Below are 24,447 nucleotides of genomic sequence, written 5' to 3'. Positions count from 1 at the left end.
CCGTGCCCGGTGAAAACCTGTCCCGCGACGAGGCCCAGAAGAGGGCCGAGCTGCTGACCGTCGACGGTTACGAGGTCGAGCTCGACCTGCGTTCCGCCGTCGACGGGCCCGATGGGGCCGACGGGGGCGGGGGGCCGGTCACGTTCCGGTCGCTCACCACGATCCGGTTCCGCTCCGCCCGGGCCGGTGCCTCGACCTTCGCCGACCTGGTGGCGCCGGGTGTGGACGCCGTGACGCTGAACGGGAAGGCCCTCGACCCGGCCGCTGTCTTCGACGGCGTCCGGGTGGCCCTGGACGGGCTCCTGGAGGGCGAGAACGTCCTCGTGGTGGACGCCCGGTGCGCGTACAGCAGGACCGGCGAGGGCATGCACCGCTTCGTCGACCCGGAGGACGGCGAGGTCTACCTCTACACGCAGTACGAGCCGGCCGACGCCCGCCGTGTCTTCGCCAACTTCGAACAGCCGGACCTCAAGGCGCCCTACCGCTTCCAGGTGACAGCGCCGGACGGCTGGCGGGTCTGGTCCAACGGGGCCGAGGAGTCGCACGAGGGCGGGGTGTGGCGGTTCGCGGAGACCAAGCCGATCTCCACGTACATCACGGCCGTCGTCGCCGGTCCGTACCACTATGTGACCGACCACTACAGCCGGACGTTCGACGACGGCACCACCCTGGAGATCCCGCTCGGCGCGATGTGCCGCAAGGGGCTCGCCAAGCACTTCGACGCGGACGACGTCTTCCTGGTCACCAAGCAGGGCCTGGACTTCTTCCACGACAACTTCGACTACCCGTACCCCTTCGGCAAGTACGACCAGGCCTTCGTGCCGGAGTACAACCTCGGGGCCATGGAGAACCCGGGCATGGTCACCTTCCGCGAGGAGTACATCTTCCGCGGCAAGGTCACCTCGGCGGCCTACGAGCGGCGCGCGAACGTCATCCTGCACGAGATGGCGCACATGTGGTTCGGCGACCTGGTCACCATGGAGTGGTGGGACGACCTGTGGCTGAAGGAGTCCTTCGCGGACTTCATGGGCTCCTTCTCGATGGTGGAGGCGACCCGCTTCACCAACGGCTGGATCACCTTCGCCAACAACCGCAAGGCGTGGGCCTACCGCGCCGACCAGCTGCCCTCCACGCACCCGGTCACGGCCGACATCCGTGACCTGGAGGACGCCAAGCTGAACTTCGACGGCATCACGTACGCCAAGGGCGCCTCCGTACTGAAGCAGCTCGTCGCGTACGTGGGACGTGACGCCTTCCTCGAAGGCGCGCGGCGCTACTTCAAGAGTCACGCGTACGGCAACACGCGTCTCGGTGACCTTCTTTCGGTGCTGGCGGAGACCTCCGGCCGCGATATGACGGCCTGGTCGCGCTCCTGGCTGCAGACGGCCGGCGTCAACGTGCTGACGCCCGTCGCGACCTACGACGAGGCCGGCACGTTGACGGAACTCGTCGTCGTACAGGAGGCCGCCGCATCCCATCCGGAGCTGCGCCCGCACCGGGTCGCGGTCGGCCTGTACCGGCGTACGCCTCAGGGTGAGCTGACGCGGTACACGCGGGCCGAGGTGGATGTGGCCGGCGAGCGCACGGTGGTGAAGGAGCTGGCCGGTTCCGAGCGGCCCGACCTGATCCTGGTCAACGACGACGACCTCACGTACTGCAAGGTCCGCTTCGACGAAGGTTCGACGGCCACGCTCCGCGACCACCTGGGAGACATCACCGACCCGCTGGCCCGTGCCCTGTGCTGGTCGGCGCTGTGGAACCTCACCCGGGACGCACTGCTGCCCGCCCGCGACTTCGTCGCGCTGGTGCTGGCGCACGCCGGTCGCGAGAGCGACATCGGCGTCCTGCAGATGCTGCACGCCTGGGCGCAGTCGGCGCTGGTGAACTACGCCGCTCCCGCCTGGCGCGAGGAAGGCGGCCGGGCGCTGGCCGAGGGCGCACTGCGCGAGCTGCGCGCCGCCGAGCCGGGCAGCCAGCACCAGCTGACGTGGGCCCGGTTCTTCGCGGCCGTGGCGGGCTCCGAGGCGGACTTCCAGCTGCTGGGCGGGCTCCTGGAGGGTACGGCCCGGATCGACGGCCTGGAGGTCGACCAGGAGCTGCGCTGGGCCTTCCTCTCGCCGCTCGCCTCGCACGGCGTGGCGAACGAGGCGGCGATCGACGCCGAACTGGCCCGGGACGACACGGCGTCCGGCAAGCGCCACCACGTACGGTGCCTGGCCTCGCGTCCCTCGGAGGCGGTCAAGGCGCAGGCGTGGGCGGCGGTCGTGGAGTCGGACAAGCTCTCCAACGCGCTGGTCGAGGCGACGATCGCGGGCTTCGAGCAGCCCTCGCAGCGGGAGCTGCTGGCCCCGTACGCGGACCGGTACTTCGCGGCGATCGAGCGGGTCTGGGCGGAGCGGTCCATCCAGATCGGCATGCATGTGGTGAAGGGCCTCTTCCCGGCGCTCCAGGACAGCCCGGAGACCCTCGCGGCGACCGACGCCTGGCTGACCGGGCACGCGGAGGCCGCTCCGGCGCTGCGCCGGCTGGTCCTGGAAGCCCGCGACGACCTGGCGCGGGTCCTGCGCGGCCAGGAGTGCGACGCGCGAGCATAAGAGAGAGGCCGGTTCAGGGGGCGCGCGGGACGGGTGTGTGCGCGGCGCGAAAGTGGCGCTCGCACACCCGTCCCAACGCGCCCCCTGGCCAATTCCGGCGCGACAGCCCTTTTCGGATGTCGAACATCCTTACTTTAGGGCGGTGTTGTCCGCAATTGTCGACGGCTCTGTAACAGGGGTTAAGGGACCCTGAGCTGGCGGGAAATCATCGGCCATGACCCAGAACACCCCGCTGCCTCCCCTGTCACCCCTCTCTCCCCTGTTCTGCCGCCCTCCGCACCACCTCCCCGACGTGGCGCACCGCGTCCTCTCCGCCGCTCAGCTCCGCGCGCGCGGCGTCTCCGCCGCGCAGACGTCCGCGCACTGCCTGCCCGGCGGCCCCTGGCAGCACCTGCTCCCCGGCGTCTACCTGCTCCACCCGGGCCCGCCCGGCGGCCGGGAGCGGCTGCACGGCGCCCTGCTGTACGCCGGACGCCCGCCGGTCTCCTCCCGGCGCACGCCTCCGGAGTCCTCGGACGCGGGGTTCGGCGAGGCGATGGTGACCGGGCTCGCGGCGCTCGCGCTGTACGGCTTCGCCGCGGCGCCGGCGCTGGAGGCACTGCACCGGATCGACGTCCTGGTGCCGCGCACCCGGCGGCTGCGCTCGTCCCGGTTCGTGGAGGTGGTGCGGGCCACCGCCGCGCTGCCGGAGCCGGTGCTGCTGGCCGAAGTGCCCGTCGCCCCGGTGGAGCGGGCGCTGGCGGACGCGGTGGCGGGGCTGAGCGAGGCGGCGGAGGTGACCCGGCTGCTGACCGAGGCCGTACGGGCCGGGCACAGCGAACCGGCCGCCGTGGTGCGGGAGCTGAGCGCGGCCGAGGTGCTGGGACGGCCGGCGGTGGCCGGTGCGGTGGACGCGCTGCTGGCCGCGGGACGGGCGGTGGCGGAGGAGCGGCTGTACGCGATGGTGCGCGAGCACGGACTGCCGGAACCGCTGTGGAACGTGGAGCTGCGGCTGCCGGGCGGGCCGGAGCTGGGCGGGGTCGACGCGTACTGGCCGGATCTCGCCGTCGCCGTCGAACTGGACACCCGGGCGCCGCGGTTCGGTGCGCCGGAGGCGGGGTGGCGCGGCGGGAACCGGGGGCCGGGGCGTGCGGAGGACCCGCAGTGGTCCGCGTACGCCGCCAAGCGGGAGCGGCTGGAGCGGCTCGGGGTCACGGTCGTCCACCTCACCCCGCGGAAGCTGCGCGAGGCGGCGGAACAGCAGGCCACGGTGGTGCGTACGGCACTGATGGCGGCGGACGACCGGGAGCCGGCGGCGTATCTGGTGGTGCTGCCGCGGTGAGCGGCGCACGAGGTGGCGCCGCTGCCACTGGTCCGGACCACACAGGCCGTGGTCCGGACCGCAGAGGCGGAATGATCAATTCCAATAGGCACTTTGGCCTCATTCATCCCGTGTGACGCATCGTCCCCGGTGGCGGATCTATGCCATGTACCTGTCTCGTCTCCGTCAACTCTCCACAAAGCCCTGTCATTTACGACAGGCTGAGCGGTCATCCGGTACCGAATTCCGGACTCTCTCTTTCAATTACAGGGATGCTGATGACCAAGGAATCCCCCAGCTCCATACCCGGGACGAGACGCGCCGCGCGCATAGCGGCCGCTGCCGGCCTGGCTGCCGCTCTCGCGGCCGCCGGCGCCGCGCCGGTGTTCGCCGTCGACGACCCGGCACCGGCACCCGTCAAACCGGCCGCCACGAGCGACCGGGGCGACAAGCTCGGCACGGCCGACGCCGAAGTTCTGGCGAAGGCCGAGGCCAAGGGCGAGAAGAACGTCACGATGATGATCGCCACCACCCCGGGGGCGACCGAGCAGGTCACCGAGCAGCTGGACGCCGTCAAGGGCTCCGTGCTCGGCCAGACCTACGACAAGCTCGGCTACGTCCGGGCGACGGTGCCGACCGGCACCGCCGAGGCCACCATCGAGGCGGCGTCCAAGCTCACGTCCGTCCTCGGCATCGATCTCAAGCAGGAGATCAAGCTGGACGACCCGACGCCCTCGGGCGACCGGGCCGCGGGGGCCAAGCAGCTGAAGGCCACGGGCAGTTACCCGGCGCCGGGCAAGAACACGCCGGCCGCCAACCCGTACAACCCCTCCTTCGAGACGGGTGCGGTCGAGTTCGTCGAGAAGAACCCGAGGGCCGACGGCCGCGGGATCACCATCGGTGTCCTGGACTCCGGTGTCGACCTCGGCCACCCGGCCCTGAAGAAGACCACCACCGGCGAGCGCAAGATCGTCGACTGGGTCACCGCCACCGACCCGGTGAACGACGGCGACGGCACCTGGCTGCGGATGTCCGAGACCGTCACCGGCCCGACGTTCACGTCCGGCGGCAAGACGTACTCGGCTCCGGCCGGCAGCTACAAGTTCACCACCTTCGCCGAGTCGGCCACCACCGGCGGCGACATGGCGGGCGACCTCAACCGCGACGGTGACACCACCGACGTGTGGGGCGTGCTGTACGACGCGGTCAAGGGCACCGTCCGGGTGGACCTGAACGAGAACGCGGACTTCTCCGACGACACGGCCCTCAAGCCGTACAAGGACAAGTTCCAGGTCGCGTACTTCGGTGAGGACAACCCGGCCACCAAGGTGGTCGAGCGCATCCCGTTCGTCGTCGAGACCCGTAAGAACGTGGTCTACAACGCGGCCGGCGCCAAGGCCGACTACGTCAGCATCGGCGTGATCGAGGGCTCGCACGGGACGCACGTCGCGGGCATCACCGCGGCCAACGGCCTGTTCGGCGGCAAGATGAACGGCGCGGCGCCCGGCGCCAAGGTCGTCTCCTCGCGCGCCTGCACCTGGTCCGGCGGCTGCACCAACATCGCGCTGACCGAGGGCATGATCGACCTCGTCGTCAACCGTGGTGTCGACATCGTCAACATGTCGATCGGCGGCCTGCCGCCGCTGAACGACGGCAACAACGCCCGCGCCGAGCTCTACAAGCGCCTCGTCGACATCTACGGCGTCCAGCTCGTCATCTCGGCCGGCAACAGCGGCCCGGGCCTCAACACCATCGGTGACCCGGCCCTGGCCGACCACGTCATCTCGGTGGGCGCGTCGATCTCCAAGGAGACGTGGGCCGCGAACTACGGTTCCAACGTCACCAAGAAGTACGACCTGCTCCCCTTCTCCTCGCGCGGTCCGCGTGAGGACGGCGGCTTCACGCCGACCATCTCGGCCCCGGGTGCGTCGATCAACACCACGCAGACCTGGTCCGAGGGCGGTCCGGTCAAGGAGGCGGGCTACGCCCTGCCGCCCGGCTACTCGATGCTCCAGGGCACCTCGATGGCCTCGCCGCAGGCCGCCGGTGCGGCGGCCCTGCTGCTCTCCGCCGCGAAGCAGAAGGACCTGGAGCTGCCTCCGGCCGACCTCCGTGTGGCGCTGACCAGCTCGGCGACCCACGTCAAGGACGTGCCCGCGCACGCCCAGGGTTCCGGTCTGATCGACATCGTCGGTGCCTGGAAGCTCATCACCAAGAAGGGCAACCCGGCGCACGAGTACAAGGTGAAGGCCCCGGTCGACACCGCGATCGACTTCGCGCTCAAGGACCCGGGCTTCGGCACCGGCCTCTACGACCGTGAGGGCGGCCTCAAGGTCGGCGAGACGAAGGTCTACGAGATCACCGTCACCCGCACGACCGGTCCGGACCGCAACGTCCAGCACAAGCTGTCGTGGAAGAACAACGACGGCACCTTCAGGCTGAGCAGCCCCGAGTACGTCTCGCTGCCGCTCGACACCCCGGTGAAGCTGAAGGTCACGGCGAAGGCCAAGAAGGCAGGCGTGCACAGCGCCATCCTGGAGCTGGACGACAAAAAGACCAAGGGGATCGACCACCAGGTCCTCTCCACGGTCGTCGTCGCCAACGAGCTGGGCGGCCCCGCCTACGCGTTCAAGTCGTCGAGCTCGGTCCAGCGCAACGGCACCACCTCGTACTTCGTCAACGTGCCGCAGGGCGCCAAGACCCTTGAGGTCGCCCTCAGCGCGCTGCGCTCGGGCAGCCAGACCCGGTTCATCGCCCTGCACCCGTACGGGACGCCGGTCGACCCGACCTCCACGGTCAACTGCTACCCGAACTACGAGAACCCGGCCAACACCTGCCGTCCGGACGTGCGGTCCTACAAGGACCCGTTCCCCGGCGTCTGGGAGATCGAGGTCGAGTCGCGCCGTACGTCGCCGCTGCTGGACAACCCGTTCAAGCTGGACGTCTCGATCCTCGGTGCCACCTTCGACCCGGCGGTGCAGACCATCGCCGAGGCGAAGATCGGCGCTCCGGCCGCGGTGAACTGGAAGGTCACCAACGGCGCGGCGGCTCTTGAGGGCAAGCTCAAGGGCGGCTCGCTGGGCTCGGCCAAGGTGGCCGAGCCGACGATCTCCACGGGCCAGACCCAGCAGTCCACGGTCACCATCGGTGCCGGCGTCGAGAAGCTCGACATCGCCATCGGCGGTACGTCGGACGCCAACGCCGACCTCGACCTGTACGTCTTCCGGGGCGCCACGCAGGTCGGCAGCGGCACCACCGCCGGCTCCGAGGAGAGGGTCAGCCTGGCCAACCCGGCCGCCGGTACGTACACGGTCATCGTCGAGGGCTACTCGGTTCCGTCCGGGTCGACCACGTACGACTACCGCGACGTGTACTACGCGGCCTCGCTCGGCACCCTGAAGGTCGACGCGGCGAAGACCTACAGCCTGGCGAACGGCGCCTCGGCGCAGGTCGGCGCCGAGGTCGTGGTCGCCGGTGCGGCTCCGGAGGGCCGCCAGTTCTTCGGTGAGGTCCAGCTGGTCAACGCGCGCGGCACCGCCGCGGGCACCGGAAGCGTCGTGATCGAGAAGGTCACGCCGTAACGGACACCGTACGAACAGCAGCGGGGCGGGCGCTCTCCATGAGCACCCGCCCCGCTGTGCGTGTTCCTCGTCACAGGCGGCGGCCCGGGCCGCAGATCTTCCCCTTGGCGCACACGGCCGATGCGGATTCTGCGGTCCTCGCGCGGAGAGTCCGCAGGTCGGACAATGGATTGGACAAGCTGTGCCCGGTCATACGCATGATGGAGCGGCAAACGGGCCGCGCGCACGTCCAGCCCACGTGCTCACGTACAGAGGAGTCCCAGTGAAGGTCGGAATCGTCGGCGCCACCGGTCAGGTCGGCACAGTCATGCTCAGGATCCTGGCCGAGCGGGACTTCCCGGTCGACGAGCTGCGGCTCTTCGCCTCCGCCCGGTCCGCGGGCTCCACGATCGACTTCCAGGGCTCCGCCGTCACCGTCGAGGACGCCTCCACCGCCGACTACACCGGCCTGGACATCGTGCTGTTCTCCGCCGGCGGCGCGACCTCCAAGGCGCTGGCCGAGAAGGTCGCCGCCCAGGGCGCCGTGGTGATCGACAACTCCTCCGCCTGGCGCAAGGACCCCGAGGTCCCGCTCGTCGTCTCCGAGGTCAACCCGCACGCCGCCCGCGTACGGCCCAAGGGGATCATCGCCAACCCGAACTGCACCACGATGGCCGCGATGCCCGTGCTGCGCCCGCTGCACGCCGAGGCCGGCCTCGAAGCGCTGACCGTCGCCACGTACCAGGCGGTCTCCGGCTCCGGTGTGGCCGGCGTCGCCGAGCTGCACGGCCAGGCCTCCAAGGTCGTCGCCGACGCCGAGAAGCTGGCGCACGACGGCGAGGCCGTGGACTTCCCGGAGCCGGCCGTCTACAAGCGCCCGATCGCCTTCAACGTGCTGCCGCTGGCCGGCTCGATCGTGGACGACGGCTCGTTCGAGACGGACGAGGAGCAGAAGCTCCGCAACGAGTCCCGCAAGATCCTGGAGATCCCGGAGCTGAAGGTCTCCGGCACCTGTGTCCGGGTCCCGGTCTTCTCCGGCCACTCGCTCCAGATCAACGCCCGCTTCGCCCGTCCGATCGGCGTCGAGCGCGCCTACGAGCTGCTCAAGGACGCCGAGGGCGTCGAGCTCTCGGAGATCCCGACCCCGCTCCAGGCGGCCGGCAAGGACGCCTCCTTCGTGGGCCGCATCCGGGTCGACGAGACCGTGGACAACGGCCTCGCGCTCTTCGTCTCCAACGACAACCTCCGCAAGGGCGCCGCGCTGAACGCCGTCCAGATCGCGGAGCTGGTGGCGGCCGAGCTGAAGGGCTGACGCGCGGCCCTTGTATGCGCACGCGTACGCGGAAAGGGCGGCCACCGAGTGCACCGGTGGCCGCCCTTTCGCGTGCGTGCCTCAGGCCCGCCGCACCTCGAAGTGGAGACACCCGTACTCCACCGCCCGTACCTGCACCAGCGCCACCTCCGGGTCCGCGAACGCCTCCTCGAAGGCCGCGTCGAAGCCCTTCTCCGCCTCGGCCGGGATCTCCAGCAGCCGGCCGCCGACGATGTGCCCGCGCGCGTCGTAGCGGCGGAGCGTGCGGAGTGCGCCGGGGCGCGAGAAGGGGTAGCCGGGGCGCCTCAGGTCCGGGCCCGCGCACTTCTCGGCGTGGATGAAGACCGGGCCCTGTTCGTCGTACGCCCCCGGGCTCGCGCCGGTCCCGGCCGCCCAGCGGCGCAGCGGGGCGTAGGAGACCAGCGCGACGCGCTCGCCCGGTTCGCTGCCGCGCAGGCAGCAGCGGAGCGGGGCGCCGGCCCCCGTCTCCGTGTACGGGGCGCAGGGGCGGCCGGCGTCGTCAGTGGTGCGGAGCTCGGCGAGGGCCTCTGGTGTGATGGGGCGGGGCTCGTATCCGGTCATGGTTCGAGCCTGTCCCCCGGAGCCCTTCGCGTCCGGCGGAAAACGGACATCGCGCTGAGAGCACGGCCCATGGAAGGATGACGGAAACGTCGCATATCAAGTCGCACACCTAGGAGATGACCGCGTGCCTGGCACGAATCTGACCCGCGAAGAGGCACAGGAGCGGGCGCGCCTGCTGACCGTGGACGCGTACGAGATCGATCTCGACCTCTCCGGAGCGCAGGAGGGCGGCACCTACCGGTCCGTGACCACCGTGCGCTTCGACTCCGCGGAGGCGGGTGCGGAGACCTTCATCGACCTGGTCGCCCCCGCCGTCCACGAGGCCGTGCTCAACGGTGAGGCACTGGACGTCGCCGCCGTGTTCCGCGACTCCCGGATCGCCCTGGCCGGGCTGCGCGAGGGCGCCAACGAGCTGAAGGTCGTCGCGGACTGCGCGTACACCAACAGCGGTGAGGGACTGCACCGGTTCGTCGACCCGGTCGACGAGCAGGCCTACCTCTACACCCAGTTCGAGGTGCCGGACGCCCGCCGCGTCTTCGCCTCCTTCGAGCAGCCGGACCTGAAGGCGACCTTCCAGTTCACCGTGAAGGCCCCGTCCGGCTGGACGGTCATCTCGAACTCGCCGACGCCCGAGCCGAAGGACGACGTCTGGACGTTCGAGCCGACGCCGCGCATCTCCACGTACATCACGGCGCTGATCGTCGGCCCGTACCACTCGGTGCACAGCACGTACGAGAAGGACGGCCAGTCCGTCCCGCTCGGCATCTACTGCCGCCCCTCGCTCGCCGAGTACCTGGACGCGGAGGACCTCTTCGACGTCACCCGGCAGGGCTTCGCCTGGTTCCAGGAGAAGTTCGACTACGCGTACCCGTTCGCCAAGTACGACCAGCTCTTCGTCCCGGAGTTCAACGCCGGCGCGATGGAGAACGCGGGCGCGGTCACCATCCGCGACCAGTACGTCTTCCGCTCCAAGGTGACGGACGCGGCGTACGAGGTGCGGGCCGAGACGATCCTGCACGAGCTGGCCCACATGTGGTTCGGCGACCTCGTCACGATGGAGTGGTGGAACGACCTCTGGCTCAACGAGTCGTTCGCGACCTTCACCTCGATCGCCTGCCAGGCGGACGCCGAGGACTCGAAGTGGCCGCACTCCTGGACCACGTTCGCCAACTCCATGAAGACCTGGGCGTACCGGCAGGACCAGCTGCCCTCCACGCACCCGATCATGGCGGACATCGGGGACCTGGACGACGTCATCGTCAACTTCGACGGCATCACGTACGCCAAGGGCGCGTCCGTGCTCAAGCAGCTCGTGGCGTACGTCGGCGAGGACGCGTTCTTCCAGGGCGTGCAGGCGTACTTCAAGGCGCACGCCTTCGGCAACACGCGCCTCTCCGACCTGCTGGGCGCGCTGGAGAAGACCTCCGGCCGTGACCTGAAGACCTGGTCGAAGGCGTGGCTGGAGACGGCCGGGATCAACATCCTGCGCCCGGAGATCGAGACCGACGAGAACGGTCACGTCACCTCCTTCACCGTCCTCCAGGAGGCTCCGGCGCTGCCCGCCGGCGCCAAGGGCGAGCCGACGCTGCGTCCGCACCGGATCGCGGTCGGCTGCTACGACCTGAACGCGGACGGCAAGCTCGTCCGGACGGACCGGATCGAGCTGGACGTCGACGGCGAGCGCACCACCGTGCCGTTCCCGGAGAACACCGCCCGCCCGGCCGTCATCCTCCTCAACGACGACGACCTCTCGTACGCGAAGGTCCGCCTCGACGAGGAGTCGCTGCGGGTCGTCACCGAGCACCTCGGCGACTTCGCCGAGTCGCTGCCGCGCGCGCTGTGCTGGGCCTCCGCCTGGGACATGACGCGTGACGGCGAGCTGGCGACGCGGGACTACCTCTCGCTGGTGCTCTCGGGCATCGGCAAGGAGTCGGACATCGGCGTCGTCCAGTCGCTGCACCGCCAGCTGAAGACGGCCCTGGACCTGTACGCGGCCCCGCAGACCCGCCAGGCGGCGCTCAACCAGTGGACGGAGGCGACGCTGGCGCACCTGCGTGCGGCGGAGCCGGGCAGCGACCACCAGCTGGCGTGGGCCCGTGCCTTCGCGGCCACTGCCCGCAACCCGCAGCAGCTGGATCTGCTGCAGTCGCTGCTGGACGGCACGGAGTCGATCGAGGGCCTGACCGTCGACACCGAGCTCCGCTGGTCGTTCGTGCAGCGGCTGGCGGCCGTCGGCCTGCTGGACGCGGAGGAGATCGCCGCCGAGTACGAGCGCGACCGGACGGCGGCGGGCGAGCGCCACGCGGCCTTCGCGCGGGCCTCGCAGCCCTCGGAGGAGGCCAAGGCGCAGGCGTGGGCCTCGGTCGTGGAGGACGACAAGCTGCCCAACGCGGTCCAGGAGGCGGTCATCGGCGGCTTCGTGCAGCCGGACCAGCGCGAGCTGCTGGCCCCGTACACGGAGAAGTTCTTCGCCGTGGTGAAGGACGTCTGGGACTCGCGCAGCCACGAGATGGCCCAGCAGGTCGCGGTCGGCCTCTACCCGACGCTCCAGGTCTCGCAGGAGACGCTGGACGCCACCGACGCGTGGCTGGCCTCGGCCGAGCCGAGCGCGGCGCTGCGCCGGCTGATCTCGGAGTCGCGGTCGGGCGTGGAGCGCGCGCTGAGGGCCCAGGCGGCGGACGCGGCGGCAGCCACCGCGTAGTTCGTACGGCCCCGGGGGCGTCCTTTCCGCTGCGGCGGAGGGGCGCCCCCTTGACGTACGCCGGTGTCTCTTGTGTCGTCTCGGCGTACGCCCGCGCGTTTGACGTACGTCCGCGCGCGAGGTGGTCTCCCGTGGCCTACGGTCCGAAGGGTCGTCGCAAGAGCTTCGGTCGCAGGCCAGGGGAGGGTTCGGATGCCCGGCTTCGCCGCCGTGCCGGTCGCGCTGGCCCTGTGCGCGGGCCTGCTGACGGGCCCGGCCGCCGAGCCTTCGCGCGCGGACTGCCGCACGGGTCCGGCGGGCTGCCACGACCTCTACACGTACGGGTACGGCCTCGGGCCGCATCCCTTCACGGAGGCGGCCGACGTCCGCGAACAGCTGACGGACCACTTCTGGCTCTTCCCGGTCAGCGGCGGCTGCCCGAGCCGGATCCGGGCCGGGGCCCGCTGCGAGCTGCTGGGCGGCAATCCGGTGGAGGTCGAGTACATCGGGAACGACTTCTTCCAGATCAACACGCTGCCGGGCCACCAGCTGGGCCGGGGCATGCATATCCGGTTCGCCTTCTCCCGCTCCCTCGGCTTCCACTCCCTGACCGTCCACGCCTGGCAGGACCGGCCGACCGACTGCACCGGCGAGATGTTCTGCTCCGCCGTGAACAGCGCGTTCGCGTGGGGCACCTGGCTGGTGCTGGCCACGACCCTGCGGTTCTCCGCGTACGTGGCCTGAACCGCGGTCCGTTGGAGACCGCCCGGCGGGCGGGCGCAGAAGCGCAGCCGTCCGCCGGGCGGAAACTGAGCGGGCTACGCGCCGGACTCCTCGTAGCGGCGGGTCAGCTCGGCCGTGCCGGACTCCGTGAAACCGCCGTGCAGCCGCATCCGGGCCACGCCGCCGTCCGGGAAGGCGTCGAGGCGGACGTGGGTGACGACGGCCTGGGCGCGGAGCACGAAGCGGTGGAGGGTGTCGGGCTGGAGGCGGGTGCGCGGGATGATCTCGAACCACTCGCCGCTCTCGCCGTTGCGGCCCTGAAGGGCGATCCAGCCGGCGGAGTTGCCCTTGAGGTAGGCGGTGTCGATCTCGACCGCGCGGACCGCACCTTGGGCCGGAAGGCGGAAGCGGACCCAGTCGTTGGTGTCGCGGACCCGGCGGCGGCGGTTCTCCCAGCCGTCGTCCATCTTGCGGGAGGTGCCCGGCAGGATGATCTGGGTCGGTGAGGAGTAGAAGCGGTCGGAGGCGTCCTCGTACGTACCGCCGTTGAGCACCGAGATCAGGTCGACGGTGCCGAGCGCGGCGATCCAGGCCGGGTCCGGGACGACCTCGCCGTGCACGCGGAGGCGGGCTATGCCGCCGTCGGGGTGCTGGCAGAGGCGGAGGTGGGTGTAGCGGCGGCCGCCGGTGATCTCGAAGGCGTTGGCCGCGTGGCCGCGCACGGGCGTGGGCGGAAGGATCTCCTCCCACTTCACGTCGTCGGCGAGCAGCTCCTCCGGGCTCGGGGCGCCTTCGACGGCGGCGGCCTGCACCGATACGCGCTGCGGGTAGTTGCCGCGGAAGTGCGCGGTGTCCACGATCAGGCCGCGCACGATGCCGGGCGCGCCGAGGCGGACGATCGCCCAGTCGTGGTCCTCGGGGGCCGGGAAAGGGCTCTCGGCGTCGGCGCCACGGCGGCGGCGGGTCTCCCAGCCGTCCATGATCTTGCCCTTGTGGCCGAAGTGCTCGGGGTCGAAGACGGCGCGCTCGCGCAGGAGGAGGTTCTCGCGTTCGGCGAAGAACTCGTCGTTGGCGGCGATCACACCGGCGCCGAGACGGCGGTCGGCGAGGTCGACCAGCTCGGTGAAGGGGAGGTCGCCGGCCTCGCGGTAGTCGGCGTACGGGTCGCCGCCGCCGTAGGGCGCGGCGTCGTTGGCGTGGGGATCGGTGTCGGAGTTCTGGAATGTGGTCTCGCTCGCGTCGAAGGTCATGTGCTTACCTTCGCGCTACCGGAACCGTCAGGTCCATCGAAAGTTTTCGCAGACACTGTTCAGTTCAGCTGAACGATGTGGCGACAGCCGTCAGCGCTGTGAGGACCCGGGCCGCCGCCGGGCCGCTCTCCGCGCCGTGCCGGACCGCCGCCACCACATGGCGGCGCGGCTGGTCCGCCTCCAGGACCCGCATCACCACGCCTTCGCGGCGCTGTTCGCGGGAGGCCATCCGAGGGACGAGCGCGATGCCCATGCCCGCTTCGACCAAGGCGAGGATCGCGGTCCAGCCGGCGGCGCTGTGGGCCTGCTCGGGGACGAAGCCCGCCGCCTCGCAGGCGGCCGTGGTGATCTCGGACCAGGGGCCGGAGCCGCCGAAGATCCAGCGGTCGGCGGCCAGGTCCGCGAGACGCAGCGCGGGCGCGTCGGCCAGCGGGTGGCCGGCCGGGAGCGCCACGTCCAGCGGGTCGGCCAGCAGCGGGAAGAGAGTGAAGCGCGGGTCGCGGGCGGTCGGGGCGTGCGCGGCCAGCGAGAGGGCCAGATCCACCTCGCCCGCGGTGAGCAGCTCGTACGCCTGTGCCGCCTCGGCCTCCCGTACGCGTACGTCGGGTCCTGGACGCTCCTCCGCGCGCAGGAGCCGCACGGCGGGGACGACGAGAGCGGGCACGGCGGTGGAGAACGCGGCGACCCTGACCTCGCCGGCCTCGCCGCGCAGATAGCCGGTGAGTTCGGCGTCCGCCCGCTCCAGCTGGGCGAAGACCGCCTCGGCGTGGCGCAGGACGAGGTGGGCGGCGTCGGTGAGGCGGACGCGGCGGCCCTGCGGCTCCAGGAGCTCCACGCCGAGCTGCTTGGCCAGGTTGGTGAGCTGCTGGGAGACGGCGGAGGGGGTCATCAGGAGCGCCTCGGCGGTCGCCGTGACCGTGCCGTGGTCGCGCAGGGTGCGCAGGATCCGGAGCTTCTTGACGTCCCACTCGGTCATGGCCGCAACCTACCGGTGAGCCGTCCGGTGCCGGACACGCCGATGCGCCGCGCGGTAGCTCCTACCGGCGGCGCATCCTGCGTACGGGTGCGGGTCAGACCTGCTTCTTGGACTTGTCCAGGACCATGACCAGGGCCGTGATCAACAGGAAAAGGCCGATGGGCGCGATGACGTAGAGGCCGATGGTCTCCATCGCGCTGAGGCCCGGACCCGGGTCGTCACCGTCGTCGCGCGTGTACGCGAGAGCCGGGGCCGACATGAGCAGCATCATCAGCGTCGTCCCGGCCGCAACGACGCCGGCGCGCATAGCGTTCTTCTTGTCCACGGTGCCAACGTAGCGAACGGCTAGCCGAGGCGCGCGCCCGGGGGTGCCGTACGGGCCTTCGCGGGCCGCAGGACCTCCATCAGACCGTGCAGCCGCGGCGAGGCGGTGATCTCCTCCAGGGTGACGGGATGGCCGTCCGGATCGGCGATCGGCAGCCGCCAGTTGGGGTACTGGTCCCAGGTGCCGGGGAGGTTCTGCGGGCGGCGGTCGCCGACGGTGTCCGGGAGCCAGATGCCGGTCATCCGGGCGGGGGTGGCGCGCAGGAAGCGGTGGACCGCGCGGACGGCCGCCTCCTCGTTGCCGTCGCCTTCGGGCAGCATCCGCAGCCTGGCGAGGAGGGCCAGCCACTCGGCGGTGGAGGTGACGTCCTCGGTGAGCTCCTCCTCCAGCGGGCGGGTGAGCAGGCCGAGGCGGTGGCGGAGCGTCACATGGTCGCCGGTCAGCCGGGCGGCGGTGGAGGGCAGGTCGTGGGTGGTGGCGGTGGCGAGGCAGTCGCGCCGCCACTTCTCGGGAGCGAGCGGGCGGCCGTCGCCGTCCCAGTCACGCTCGAACCAGAGCACGGAGGTGCCGAGCACGCCGCGCCGGGCGAGCGCCTCGCGGACGCCGGGCTCGACGGTGCCGAGGTCCTCGCCGACGACGGCGGAACCGGCGCGGTGGGCCTCCAGGACGAGGACGGCGAGCATCGCCTCGGCGTCGTACGCGACGTACGTGCCATCGGTCGGCGGTCTCCCCTCCGGCACCCACCAGAGCCGGAAGAGGCCCATGACGTGGTCGATGCGCAGCGCGCCGGCGTGGGCCAGCAGGCCGCGCAGCAGGCCCCGGAAGGCGGCGTAACCGGTGGTGGCGAGGACATCGGGGCGCCAGGGCGGCAGGCCCCAGTCCTGGCCGCGCGCGTTGAAGGCGTCCGGCGGCGCGCCGACGGACATGCCGTGGGCGAAGGCGTCCTGCTGGGCCCAGGTGTCGGCGCCCGCCGGATGCACGCCGACGGCCAGGTCGTGGACGATCCCGATCTCCATCCCGGCGTCCTCGGCGGCCCGCTGGGCGTCGGCGAGCTGGGTGGCGGTGAGCCAGGCGAGGCGGCAGTGGAGGTCGACCCGGTCCAGCAGCCCGGAGCGGGCGCGGGCGGTCGCCGGCGAGCGGGGGTCGCGCAGCGGCTCGGGCCAGGAGTGCCAGTCGGGGCCGTGCACCTCGGCGAGCGCGCACCACAGGGCGTGGTCCTCCAGCGCCTGGCCCTGCTCGGCCAGGAAGTCGCAGTAGGCGGCGCGGCGGCCCGGGGTGAGCGGGACCTCGGCGATCAGCTCCAGAGCCTGCCGCTTCAGCTCCCAGACGGCGTCCCGGTCGATCAGAGCGCCCTTGTTGAGCACGGCCTCGCTCAGCGCGGCGGCGTCCTGGTGGAGGTCCTCCAGGGTGGTGCGGTCGCGGATGTGCCCGTACTCCGGGATCGACTCGACGCGCAGGTGCACGGGGTCGGCAAAGCGGCGCGAGGAGGGGCGGTACGGCGAGGGGTCGGTGGGCTTCCCGGGGACGGCCGCGTGCAACGGGTTGACCTGGACGAACCCGGAGCCGAGGGTGCGCCCGGACCAGACGGCGAGGTCGGCCAGGTCACCGAGGTCGCCCATGCCCCAGGAACGGGCGGAGAGCAGGGAGTAGAGCTGGACCAGGAAGCCGTGGGTCCGCTCGGGCGGCTGCGGGACCCGGGCCGGAGCGACGACCAGGGTGGCGGTGGCCTCGTGGTGGTCAGGCGTACGAACGTGGAGGCGGTGGATCCCGTACGGAGGCTGGGTCCAGCCGGCGGGAGCGGCGGGCCCGGCGGCCTCGGCGGAACCGGCCCCGACGAGCGCGGCGCCGAAGTCCCCGGCCGCCGGCTCCGGCTCGACCCTGACGGTCGAGCCGGGCGGCAGTCCGGTCAGCGTGGGCGGCAGCGGCTCACCGGCCCAGACCACCACGGTCGGCGGCAGCAGGCGCGAGCGGGACTCCGCGGCGACGAGTGACCTCCGTACGTCCTCCGGCGTGCCGGCGTCCACGCCCAGCGCGGCGAGCACGGCGATGACCGTGTCGTCGGGGACGGACACCGTGACATCCGGGGACGGGGAGTAGGAGGTGGCGACACCGTGCAGTGCGGCGAGCCGGGACAAGCCCATTCAGACTCCTGGGAACTCCATGCCCCCTGCGGTGCCGGGTGCGGTCGGCTCGCTGGTCAGAGGGGCGACGGCGGCGAGCGGAGGCTCGCTCGTGAGAGGGGTGGCATCGGCGAGCGGCGGCTCGCTGGTCAGCGGTGCGGCATCGGCGAACGAGGATTCACCGAGCAGGAGGGAGACATCGGCGAGCGGCGGCCCGCTGATCAGGTGGGCGACATCGGCGAGCGGAAGGCCGCTGGTGAGAGGTGCGGGATCGGCTTGGGCGGGTACCTGTTTGGAGAGGGCGGAGAGCAGAAGCTGCGCGGATGCGGGCATGGTGGCCTCCTGGCCGTGGAGAACAGGACCCTGAGGACCTACCCAGACCTGGCATGCGCAGACCTGGACGTGACCTACCCGTCATACATGGCGTCATGACGGCGTGCACCTTCGGACAACGAGCCCAACGTGCTCTGGGTCACACCCCGTTCCCTCACTCGACAGGTATGGACCGTTTTCAGCCACTCCCATCAGCCACACCTGTCCCACCAGGCGCGAAGGCGTCACCATTCCCGGCAAATCCGACAGAACAGCCATCTGCATTGACACCCTCGCGCCCGGGTGGTGGGCTCGGACTCCACTCAGGCCTTTCGAGGGAGCGCGACGTGCGGTTCGGGCGCAGAAGGCAGGCCACGGCCGTGGCCGTCGCCGTGATCGGTGGGCTGCTGAGCCCCTTCGCGCCGGCCGCCACAGCCGCTCCCGCCGACCCCGGCAAACCGCCCGCCTCCTCGCCCGACCGCGCCGCCGACGCGCAGCCGCCCGCCGTCTGGCCGCGGCCGCAGAGCATCAGGACCACCGGTCCGGCCCTGCCGCTCTCCACCGAGGCCACCGTCGTCGTCGCGCCGGACGCCGATCCGTACGCCGTGGCGGAGCTCCGCTCGCTGCTGAGCGCCGTTGGAGTCACGACCGTCCATGAGAGCCTGCCGGGCCGCGGACCGCTGATCCGGGCCGGCGGCCCGGGCGCCGGCGAGGCGCTGCGGGCGCTGCGCGCTCCCGACCGCGCCGACCTGCCCACCGGCGGCTACCGGATCGCGTCCGGCAAGGTCGACGGGCGCGTCACCGTGGCGCTGGACGGGCTCGGCGAGGACGGCTTGTTCCATGCGGTCCAGACCCTGCGGCAGCTGGTGAGCGGCGGCGCCGTGGCCGGGGTCGTGGTGCGGGACTGGCCGGGCACGGCCGTACGCGGCATGGCGGAAGGGTTCTACGGGCAGCCCTGGACCCAGGAGGAGCGGCTCGCGCAGCTCGCCTTCATGGGCCGCACCAAGCAGAACCGGTACCTCTACGCGGCGGGCGACGACCCCTACCGGCTGGCCCGGTGGCGTGAGCCGTACCCGGCCGAGCGGCGCGCCGACTTCCGGGAACTGGCGCGGAAGGCTGAAGCCGAGCACGTGACGCTCGGCTGGGCGGTCTCGCCGGGCCAGGCGATGTGCATGGCCTCCGACCAGGACGTCCGGGCGCTGACGAAGAAGATCGACGCGATGTGGGCGCTGGGAGTGCGGGTCTTCCAGCTGCAGTTCCAGGACGTCAGCTACAGCGAGTGGCACTGCGACCTGGACGCGGAGACGTTCGGCAGCGGGCCGGAGGCGGCGGCCCGCGCGCAGGCGAAGGTGGCCGGTGCGGTGGCGCGCCATCTGGAGGAGCGCCATCCGGACGCGGCGCCGCTCTCGGTGCTGCCGACGGAGTTCTACCAGGACGGCGAGACCGACTACCGCACGGCGCTCGCCGCCGAGCTGGACGACCGGGTGCAGGTGGCCTGGACGGGCGTCGGGGTCGTACCGAAGAAGATCACCGGTCGTGAGCTGGCCGGAGCGCGCGCCGCGTTCCGCCATCCGCTGGTGACGATGGACAACTATCCGGTCAACGACTACGCCCAGGACCGGATCTTCCTCGGGCCGTACACCGGCCGGGACCCGGCGGTGGCGAGCGGTTCGGCGGCGCTGCTGGCCAACGCGATGGAGCAGGCGTCCGCCTCGCGCATCCCGCTCTTCACCGCCGCCGACTTCGCCTGGAACCCGAAGGGGTACCGCGCGGACGAGTCCTGGCGGGCGGCGATCGACGATCTGGCGGGCGGCGACGCGTCGGCCCGGGAGGCGCTGTCGGCGCTGGCGGGCAACAGCGCGGACTCGGTGCTCGGCTCGGCGGAGTCGGCCTATCTGCAGCCCTTGTTCGCCACCTTCTGGCAGTCCCGGGCCGCCGCAGCGCCCGTACGCGACCGGGCGGCGCGTGAGCTGCGGGCGGCGTTCACCGTGATGCGGCAGACCCCCGACCGGCTCGGCACACCCGCCGACGGCCGCCTGGCCGACGAGGTGCGCCCGTGGACCGAGCAGCTGGCCCGTTACGGCCACGCCGGCGAGCTGGCCGTGGACCTGCTCCAGGCCCAGGCGGCCGGTGACGGAGCGGGCGCCTGGCAGGGCCGGCTGGCGCTGGAGCCGCTGCGTGAGGAGATAGCGGCGCAGAAGGCGACCGTCGGCAAGGGCGTGCTCGACCCGTTCCTGGACCGGGCCGAGAAGACCGCCGACGGCTGGAACGGCGTCGACCGCGCGGCCGGCCGGGTCACCAAGGACGCGCACAGCTATACGGTGCGGCTGGAGCGGACCCGTCCGGTGGAGGCCGTGACGGCGCTCGCCGAGCCGGGACCGGATCTGGCCGGCGCGGTCGTGGAGGCCCACGTTCCGGGCGAAGGCTGGCGGGCGCTGGGCCGGCTGTCGCCGAGCGGCTGGACCCAGACCGCCGCGAAGGGGCTGCGCGCCGATGCCGTACGGGTCACCGTGCCCGAGTCCGCCCGGACCGCGCCTCCGTCGTACCTGAGCCCCAGCCTGCCGCCGTCGCCCGCGATCCCGGCGGGCGCTCCGCGGCTGCGCGCGCTGGTGCCGTGGTTCGGGGACGAGCCGGACGCGGTGCTCGACCTGGCGCACGGCGAGACGGACGCGGAGATCGGCGGTGAGCCGCAGCGGGTGGCGGCGCGGCTGGCCGGGCGGCGTCCGGCCGAGGTGAAGGGCAGGCTGACCGCGAAGGCGCCCAAGGGCATCGAGGTGCGGGTCCCGAAGCAGACGACCGTGCCGCGCGGATCCCGTACGGAAGTGCCGGTGGACATCACCGTTCCGGCGGACACTCCGGCGGGTGAGTACGAGGTCCCGCTGACCTTCGGCGGCCAGGAGTCCACGCTGACCGTGCGGGCCTTCCCGCGGACCGGCGGCCCGGATCTGGTGCGTACGGCCGCGGCCTCCTCCTCCGCCGACGAGACCCCGGACTTCCCGGCCTCCGCCGCCTCGGACGGCGATCCGGAGACCCGGTGGTCCTCGCCGGTGGAGGACGGCGCGTGGTGGCAGGCCGAGCTGGAGCAGCCGGTGCGGCTGGGACAGGTGGTGCTGTCCTGGCAGGACGCGTACGCCTCCGCCTACCGCATACAGACCTCCGCCGACGGCCGCACCTGGCGCACCGCCGCGACCGTCCGGGAGGGCCGGGGCGGGCGTGAGTCGGTGCGGATGGACGCGAAGGACACCCGGTTCATCCGGGTGCAGGGCGAGGCGCGGGCGACGCAGTACGGCTACTCGCTCTGGTCGGTGGAGGCGTACGCGGTCGCGGAGTGACCTCCTTGACCGAGGAGACGGCGAAGGCCCGGTCTCAGGCGGAAACGCCGTCGATCCGGGCCATCACGTCGTCCGCGCCGAACGGTTGCAGATACGGCAGCCAGCGCGGGTCGCGGTGTCCGGTCCCGATGATCCGCCAGGCCAGGCCGGTCGGCGGGGCCGGCTGGTGCCGCAGCCGCCAGCCGAGCTCGGGGAGGTGGCGGTCGGCCTTGACGTGGTTGCAGCGGCGGCAGGCGGCCACCACGTTGTCCCAGGCGTGCTGTCCACCGCGGCTGCGCGGAATGACGTGGTCGACGCTGGTCGCGGCGGCCCCGCAGTACATGCAGCGCCCTCCGTCCCGGGCGAACAGCGCCCGGCGCGTCAGGGGAACGGGCCCCCGGTAGGGGACCCGGACGAAACGCTTGAGCCGGACCACGCTGGGAGCGGGCACGGCACGGGTGGCACTGTGCAGGAAGGCGCCGGTCTCCTCGAGGCAGATCGCCTTGTTTTCGAGGACGAGGACGAGCGCGCGGCGGAGCGGTACGACGCCGAGCGGCTCGTACGACGCGTTGAGAACCAGGACGTGCGGCACGGTGGATGCCTCCTTGTACGCCGGCGGCGCGTGGCTCGCGCCGGGACGATCCGATCTCAGTCTCTCCTCATGCCTGGTCGAAGCGCCACCACGTACGGGTAACGGGCCGAGAGGATTTTTCTCACCCTCCGGCGCGGCGGGCGTCCGCCGCGCTCCTCGGAGGTGTCTCACCAGGGCGGCGTCACGCGTTGTGCGATCGGCCACAGCACACATGTCCCCGGTGAGACCTGTCTCTCCTCCGAAGACGGCAACGATCCACTCCCCCGGCTTCGTTAGTGTTGTCGGTCAGCCGTCGTCCCTCTGGAGGTCCCCGCCGTGCACCTGTCCGTCCTCTTGGCCGCAACCCCGTCACCCGAGCCGGGCGGCTCGCTGGAGGAAGCCGCCGAGCAGGCCGGGAACGCCGCGGGGTGGGTCGAGGAGAACTGGTCCACCTGGCTGAGCACCGGTCTGCGGATCCTGCTGATCGTGGCCGTGGCGGTCACGCTGCGCTATCTGATCCGGCGCACCCTGACCAACCTGATCGACCGGATGAACCGCAGCGCCCAGGCGGTGGAGGGCACGGCGCTCGGCGGTCTGCTGGTGAACGCGGAGCGCAGACGCCAGCGCTCGGAGGCGATCGGCTCGGTCCTGCGGTCGGTGGCCTCCTTCATGATCATGGGAACGGCCGCGCTGATGGTGCTGGGCGCCTTCCAGATCAACCTTGCGCCACTCCTCGCCTCCGCCGGTGTCGCCGGTGTGGCGCTCGGTTTCGGCGCCCGCAACCTGGTCACGGACTTCCTCTCCGGCGTCTTCATGATCCTGGAGGACCAGTACGGGGTCGGGGACACGGTCGACGCCGGTGTGGCCTCCGGTGAGGTCATCGAGGTGGGCCTGCGGGTCACCAAGCTGCGCGGCGACAACGGCGAGATCTGGTACGTCCGCAACGGCGAGGTCAAGCGGATCGGCAACCTGAGCCAGGGCTGGTCCACCGCCGGCGTCGACGTCACGGTCCGTCCGACGGAGAGGCTGGAGCACGTCCGCGAGGCGATCAACACGGCCGCCGAGGCCATGGCCAAGGAAGAGCCCTGGTCGGAGCGGCTCTGGGGCCCGGTGGAGGTGCTCGGCCTGGACGCGGTCCTGCTGGAATCCATGACGGTCCGGGTCACCGCGAAGACGATGCCGGGCAAGTCGGTGGGCGTGGAGCGCGAGCTGCGCTGGCGCATCAAGCAGGCGCTGGACGATGCGGGCATCCGGATGATCGGCGCGGTGCCGCTCCAGGCGGACGGCGAGTCCACGGCGGACCCGACGGCGGCGATGGCGGCCCCGTCGGCGTACGCGTCGGCCACCTCGCCGCAGTCGCTGGCGGCGACGCCGATACCGCCGCCGGCGACGAACCTGAACAAGTAGGCCCTCGCCTGCCGGAAGCCCCCGGCCGCCCCTGGATCCCAGGAAGGCGGCCGGGGGCTTTCGCGTACGAGAGGTAACGCTTTCGTTGCCGGACCGGCGGTCCCCATTGACGCCCCGGCGACCCGCGTCTTACCGTCCTCCCTGAATAGGAAAGTTTCCTAACAGAGTCGACGAGGGTGGGGCATCCACGATGACGGGAACCACACCGGGCACTCCTCGGGTGCTGCGGGCCATGAACGACCGCGCCGCCCTCGATCTGCTGCTGGAACACGGTCCGCTCTCCCGGACCCGGATCGGCAAGCTGACCGGCCTGTCCAAGCCGACCGCGTCGCAGCTCCTGGCCCGGCTGGAGGCCGCCGGTCTTGTCGTCGCCACCGGGACCAGTGAAGGGCGGCCAGGGCCCAACGCGCAGCTCTACACCGTCAACGCGCGCGCCGCGCATGTCGCCGGGCTCGATGTGAACGAGCGGCGCATCGTCGCCGCCGTGGCGGACGTGACCGGGGCGGAGGTCGGGCAGTTCGAGCTGGCGACGCCGGGCCGGCGCGCCGACAGCGTGGTGCGCCAGGTGGCCGACGCGCTGGACGGAGCGGCGAAGGAGGCCGGGCTGACCCGCGCCGACCTCCACCGGGTCGTCATCGGCACACCGGGCGCCTTCGACCCGAGCACCGGGCGGCTGCGGTACGCCTCACACCTGCCCGGCTGGCACTCCCCCACCCTCCTGGAGGAGCTGGCCGCGTCGTTGCCGATGCCGGTGGAGTACGAGAACGACGTCAACCTGGTCGCCGTGGCCGAGCAGCGCCTCGGTGCGGCCCGCGGCCACGAGGACTTCGTACTGCTCTGGAACGAGGAGGGCCTCGGCGCCGCCCTCGTCATCAACGGGCGCCTGCACCGCGGCTTTACCGGCGGCGCGGGCGAGGTCGGCTTCCTGCCGGTGCCCGGAACCCCGCTCGTACGCCAGGTCGTCAAGGCCAACAGCGGCGGCTTCCAGGAGCTGGCGGGCGCCCAGGCGGTGCCCCGGCTCGCCAAGGCGCTCGGCATCGACACACCGCAGCAGCCGTACGCCGAGGCCGCCGCCGCGCTGCTGGAGCGGGCGGCCGCCGCGTACGAGCAGGACGACGCGCTCACCGAGCTGCTGCGCCAGTACGCCCACCGGCTCGCCACCGGCCTCGCCTCCGTCACCGCCGTCCTGGACCCCGGGCTCATCGTGCTCTCCGGCGGCGCGGTCGCGGCCGGCGGCGAGGTCCTGCGCTCCCTGATCCAGTCCGAGCTGGCCGAACTCGCCGCCTCCCGGCCCCGGCTGGTCGTCGGCGAGATCGACCGCACCCCGGTGCTGCGCGGCGCCCTGGAGAGGGCGCTCGCCGACACCCGCGACGAAGTGTTCGACACCTCGCGCTGAGCCCGCCTCCTCCCCGTACCGCCGTCCG

16 protein-coding genes are annotated in these 24,447 nt (G+C 71.9%); 9 read left to right on the top strand and 7 right to left on the bottom strand.

Features of this window, described 5'->3' with window-relative positions; genetic code table 11:
* The first annotated feature begins 2 nt into the window (after positions 1–2).
* The 4 genes from pepN (ABZ267_RS12610) (at position 3) to ABZ267_RS12595 (ending at position 8,766) form a co-directional block, all read left to right on the top strand.
* Complete coding sequence (gene pepN, locus ABZ267_RS12610) at positions 3–2,594, top strand: aminopeptidase N (RefSeq protein ID WP_356750181.1); 2,592 nt, start codon at positions 3–5, stop codon at positions 2,592–2,594.
* 214 nt (positions 2,595–2,808) lie between these two features.
* Positions 2,809–3,915 carry a hypothetical protein gene (locus ABZ267_RS12605; RefSeq protein WP_356750179.1) on the top strand — a complete coding sequence of 369 codons (1,107 nt, stop codon included), beginning with the start codon at positions 2,809–2,811 and terminating at the stop codon, positions 3,913–3,915.
* Positions 3,916–4,166: 251 nt separating this feature from the next.
* Positions 4,167–7,475 (top strand): S8 family serine peptidase, encoded by a 3,309-nt coding sequence (locus ABZ267_RS12600; protein ID WP_356750177.1) that lies wholly within the window; start codon positions 4,167–4,169, stop codon positions 7,473–7,475.
* Between the two features lie 262 nt (positions 7,476–7,737).
* Positions 7,738–8,766, top strand: coding sequence for an aspartate-semialdehyde dehydrogenase (locus tag ABZ267_RS12595; protein WP_356750175.1), 1,029 nt, complete (start codon positions 7,738–7,740; stop codon positions 8,764–8,766).
* Positions 8,767–8,847: 81 nt separating this feature from the next.
* Here ABZ267_RS12595 and ABZ267_RS12590 read toward each other — a convergent pair whose 3' ends face one another.
* Complete coding sequence (locus tag ABZ267_RS12590; RefSeq protein ID WP_356750173.1) at positions 8,848–9,348, bottom strand: DUF1203 domain-containing protein; 501 nt, start codon at positions 9,346–9,348, stop codon at positions 8,848–8,850.
* A 124-nt stretch (positions 9,349–9,472) separates the two neighbouring features.
* Between ABZ267_RS12590 and pepN (ABZ267_RS12585) the strand changes: the two genes are divergently transcribed.
* Both pepN (ABZ267_RS12585) and ABZ267_RS12580 read left to right on the top strand, forming a co-directional pair.
* The gene (gene pepN / locus ABZ267_RS12585) at positions 9,473–12,049 is read left to right on the top strand and encodes an aminopeptidase N (protein WP_356750171.1); all 2,577 of its coding nucleotides are present in this window, start codon (positions 9,473–9,475) and stop codon (positions 12,047–12,049) included.
* A 192-nt stretch (positions 12,050–12,241) separates the two neighbouring features.
* Positions 12,242–12,772, top strand: coding sequence for a hypothetical protein (locus tag ABZ267_RS12580; RefSeq protein WP_356750169.1), 531 nt, complete (start codon positions 12,242–12,244; stop codon positions 12,770–12,772).
* A gap of 74 nt (positions 12,773–12,846) precedes the next feature.
* On the opposite strand, the gene alc is transcribed toward ABZ267_RS12580, so the two are convergent.
* From alc to ABZ267_RS12555, 5 genes are all read right to left on the bottom strand, one after another.
* Positions 12,847–14,001, bottom strand: a complete 1,155-nt coding sequence (gene alc / locus ABZ267_RS12575; RefSeq protein ID WP_356750167.1) for an allantoicase — start codon at positions 13,999–14,001, stop codon at positions 12,847–12,849.
* A 64-nt stretch (positions 14,002–14,065) separates the two neighbouring features.
* Positions 14,066–14,977 carry a LysR family transcriptional regulator gene (locus ABZ267_RS12570; protein ID WP_356750165.1) on the bottom strand — a complete coding sequence of 304 codons (912 nt, stop codon included), beginning with the start codon at positions 14,975–14,977 and terminating at the stop codon, positions 14,066–14,068.
* Positions 14,978–15,071: 94 nt separating this feature from the next.
* On the bottom strand, positions 15,072–15,302 hold the full coding sequence (locus ABZ267_RS12565; RefSeq protein WP_356750163.1) for a hypothetical protein: 231 nt from the start codon (positions 15,300–15,302) through the stop codon (positions 15,072–15,074).
* 20 nt (positions 15,303–15,322) lie between these two features.
* Entirely contained in the window at positions 15,323–17,443 is a 2,121-nt protein-coding gene (malQ, locus tag ABZ267_RS12560; protein ID WP_356750161.1) for a 4-alpha-glucanotransferase, read from the bottom strand.
* Positions 17,444–17,755, bottom strand: a complete 312-nt coding sequence (locus ABZ267_RS12555) for a hypothetical protein (protein ID WP_356750159.1) — start codon at positions 17,753–17,755, stop codon at positions 17,444–17,446.
* A gap of 326 nt (positions 17,756–18,081) precedes the next feature.
* Between ABZ267_RS12555 and ABZ267_RS12550 the strand changes: the two genes are divergently transcribed.
* Positions 18,082–21,066 (top strand): beta-N-acetylglucosaminidase domain-containing protein, encoded by a 2,985-nt coding sequence (locus ABZ267_RS12550; RefSeq protein ID WP_356750157.1) that lies wholly within the window; start codon positions 18,082–18,084, stop codon positions 21,064–21,066.
* A gap of 34 nt (positions 21,067–21,100) precedes the next feature.
* On the opposite strand, the gene ABZ267_RS12545 is transcribed toward ABZ267_RS12550, so the two are convergent.
* Positions 21,101–21,637, bottom strand: coding sequence for an HNH endonuclease (locus ABZ267_RS12545; RefSeq protein ID WP_031122726.1), 537 nt, complete (start codon positions 21,635–21,637; stop codon positions 21,101–21,103).
* A 315-nt stretch (positions 21,638–21,952) separates the two neighbouring features.
* On the opposite strand from ABZ267_RS12545, the gene ABZ267_RS12540 reads away from it, so the two are divergent.
* Complete coding sequence (locus ABZ267_RS12540; RefSeq protein WP_356750155.1) at positions 21,953–23,023, top strand: mechanosensitive ion channel family protein; 1,071 nt, start codon at positions 21,953–21,955, stop codon at positions 23,021–23,023.
* A gap of 190 nt (positions 23,024–23,213) precedes the next feature.
* Positions 23,214–24,419, top strand: a complete 1,206-nt coding sequence (locus ABZ267_RS12535; protein WP_356750153.1) for an ROK family transcriptional regulator — start codon at positions 23,214–23,216, stop codon at positions 24,417–24,419.
* Positions 24,420–24,447 lie beyond the last annotated feature (28 nt).

The organism is Streptomyces sp. NPDC006174 (genome assembly GCF_040614075.1).
Lineage (GTDB): Bacteria > Actinomycetota > Actinomycetes > Streptomycetales > Streptomycetaceae > Streptomyces.
The sequence above is the reverse complement of the archived record's forward strand: the minus strand, read 5'-3'. Positions and strand labels throughout refer to the sequence as shown.

What these genes read in the sequence shown, in the direction of transcription:
- ABZ267_RS12605 (WP_356750179.1), top strand. Translation starts at nt 2,809, where the DNA reads ATGACCCAGAACACCCCGCTGCCTCCCCTGTCACCCCTCTCTCCCCTG.
- ABZ267_RS12600 (WP_356750177.1), top strand. Translation starts at nt 4,167, where the DNA reads ATGCTGATGACCAAGGAATCCCCCAGCTCCATACCCGGGACGAGACGC.
- ABZ267_RS12590 (WP_356750173.1), bottom strand. Translation starts at nt 9,348, where the DNA reads ATGACCGGATACGAGCCCCGCCCCATCACACCAGAGGCCCTCGCCGAG.
- ABZ267_RS12580 (WP_356750169.1), top strand. Translation starts at nt 12,242, where the DNA reads ATGCCCGGCTTCGCCGCCGTGCCGGTCGCGCTGGCCCTGTGCGCGGGC.
- alc (WP_356750167.1), bottom strand. Translation starts at nt 14,001, where the DNA reads ATGACCTTCGACGCGAGCGAGACCACATTCCAGAACTCCGACACCGAT.
- ABZ267_RS12570 (WP_356750165.1), bottom strand. Translation starts at nt 14,977, where the DNA reads ATGACCGAGTGGGACGTCAAGAAGCTCCGGATCCTGCGCACCCTGCGC.
- malQ (WP_356750161.1), bottom strand. Translation starts at nt 17,443, where the DNA reads ATGGGCTTGTCCCGGCTCGCCGCACTGCACGGTGTCGCCACCTCCTAC.
- ABZ267_RS12555 (WP_356750159.1), bottom strand. Translation starts at nt 17,755, where the DNA reads ATGCCCGCATCCGCGCAGCTTCTGCTCTCCGCCCTCTCCAAACAGGTA.
- ABZ267_RS12535 (WP_356750153.1), top strand. Translation starts at nt 23,214, where the DNA reads ATGACGGGAACCACACCGGGCACTCCTCGGGTGCTGCGGGCCATGAAC.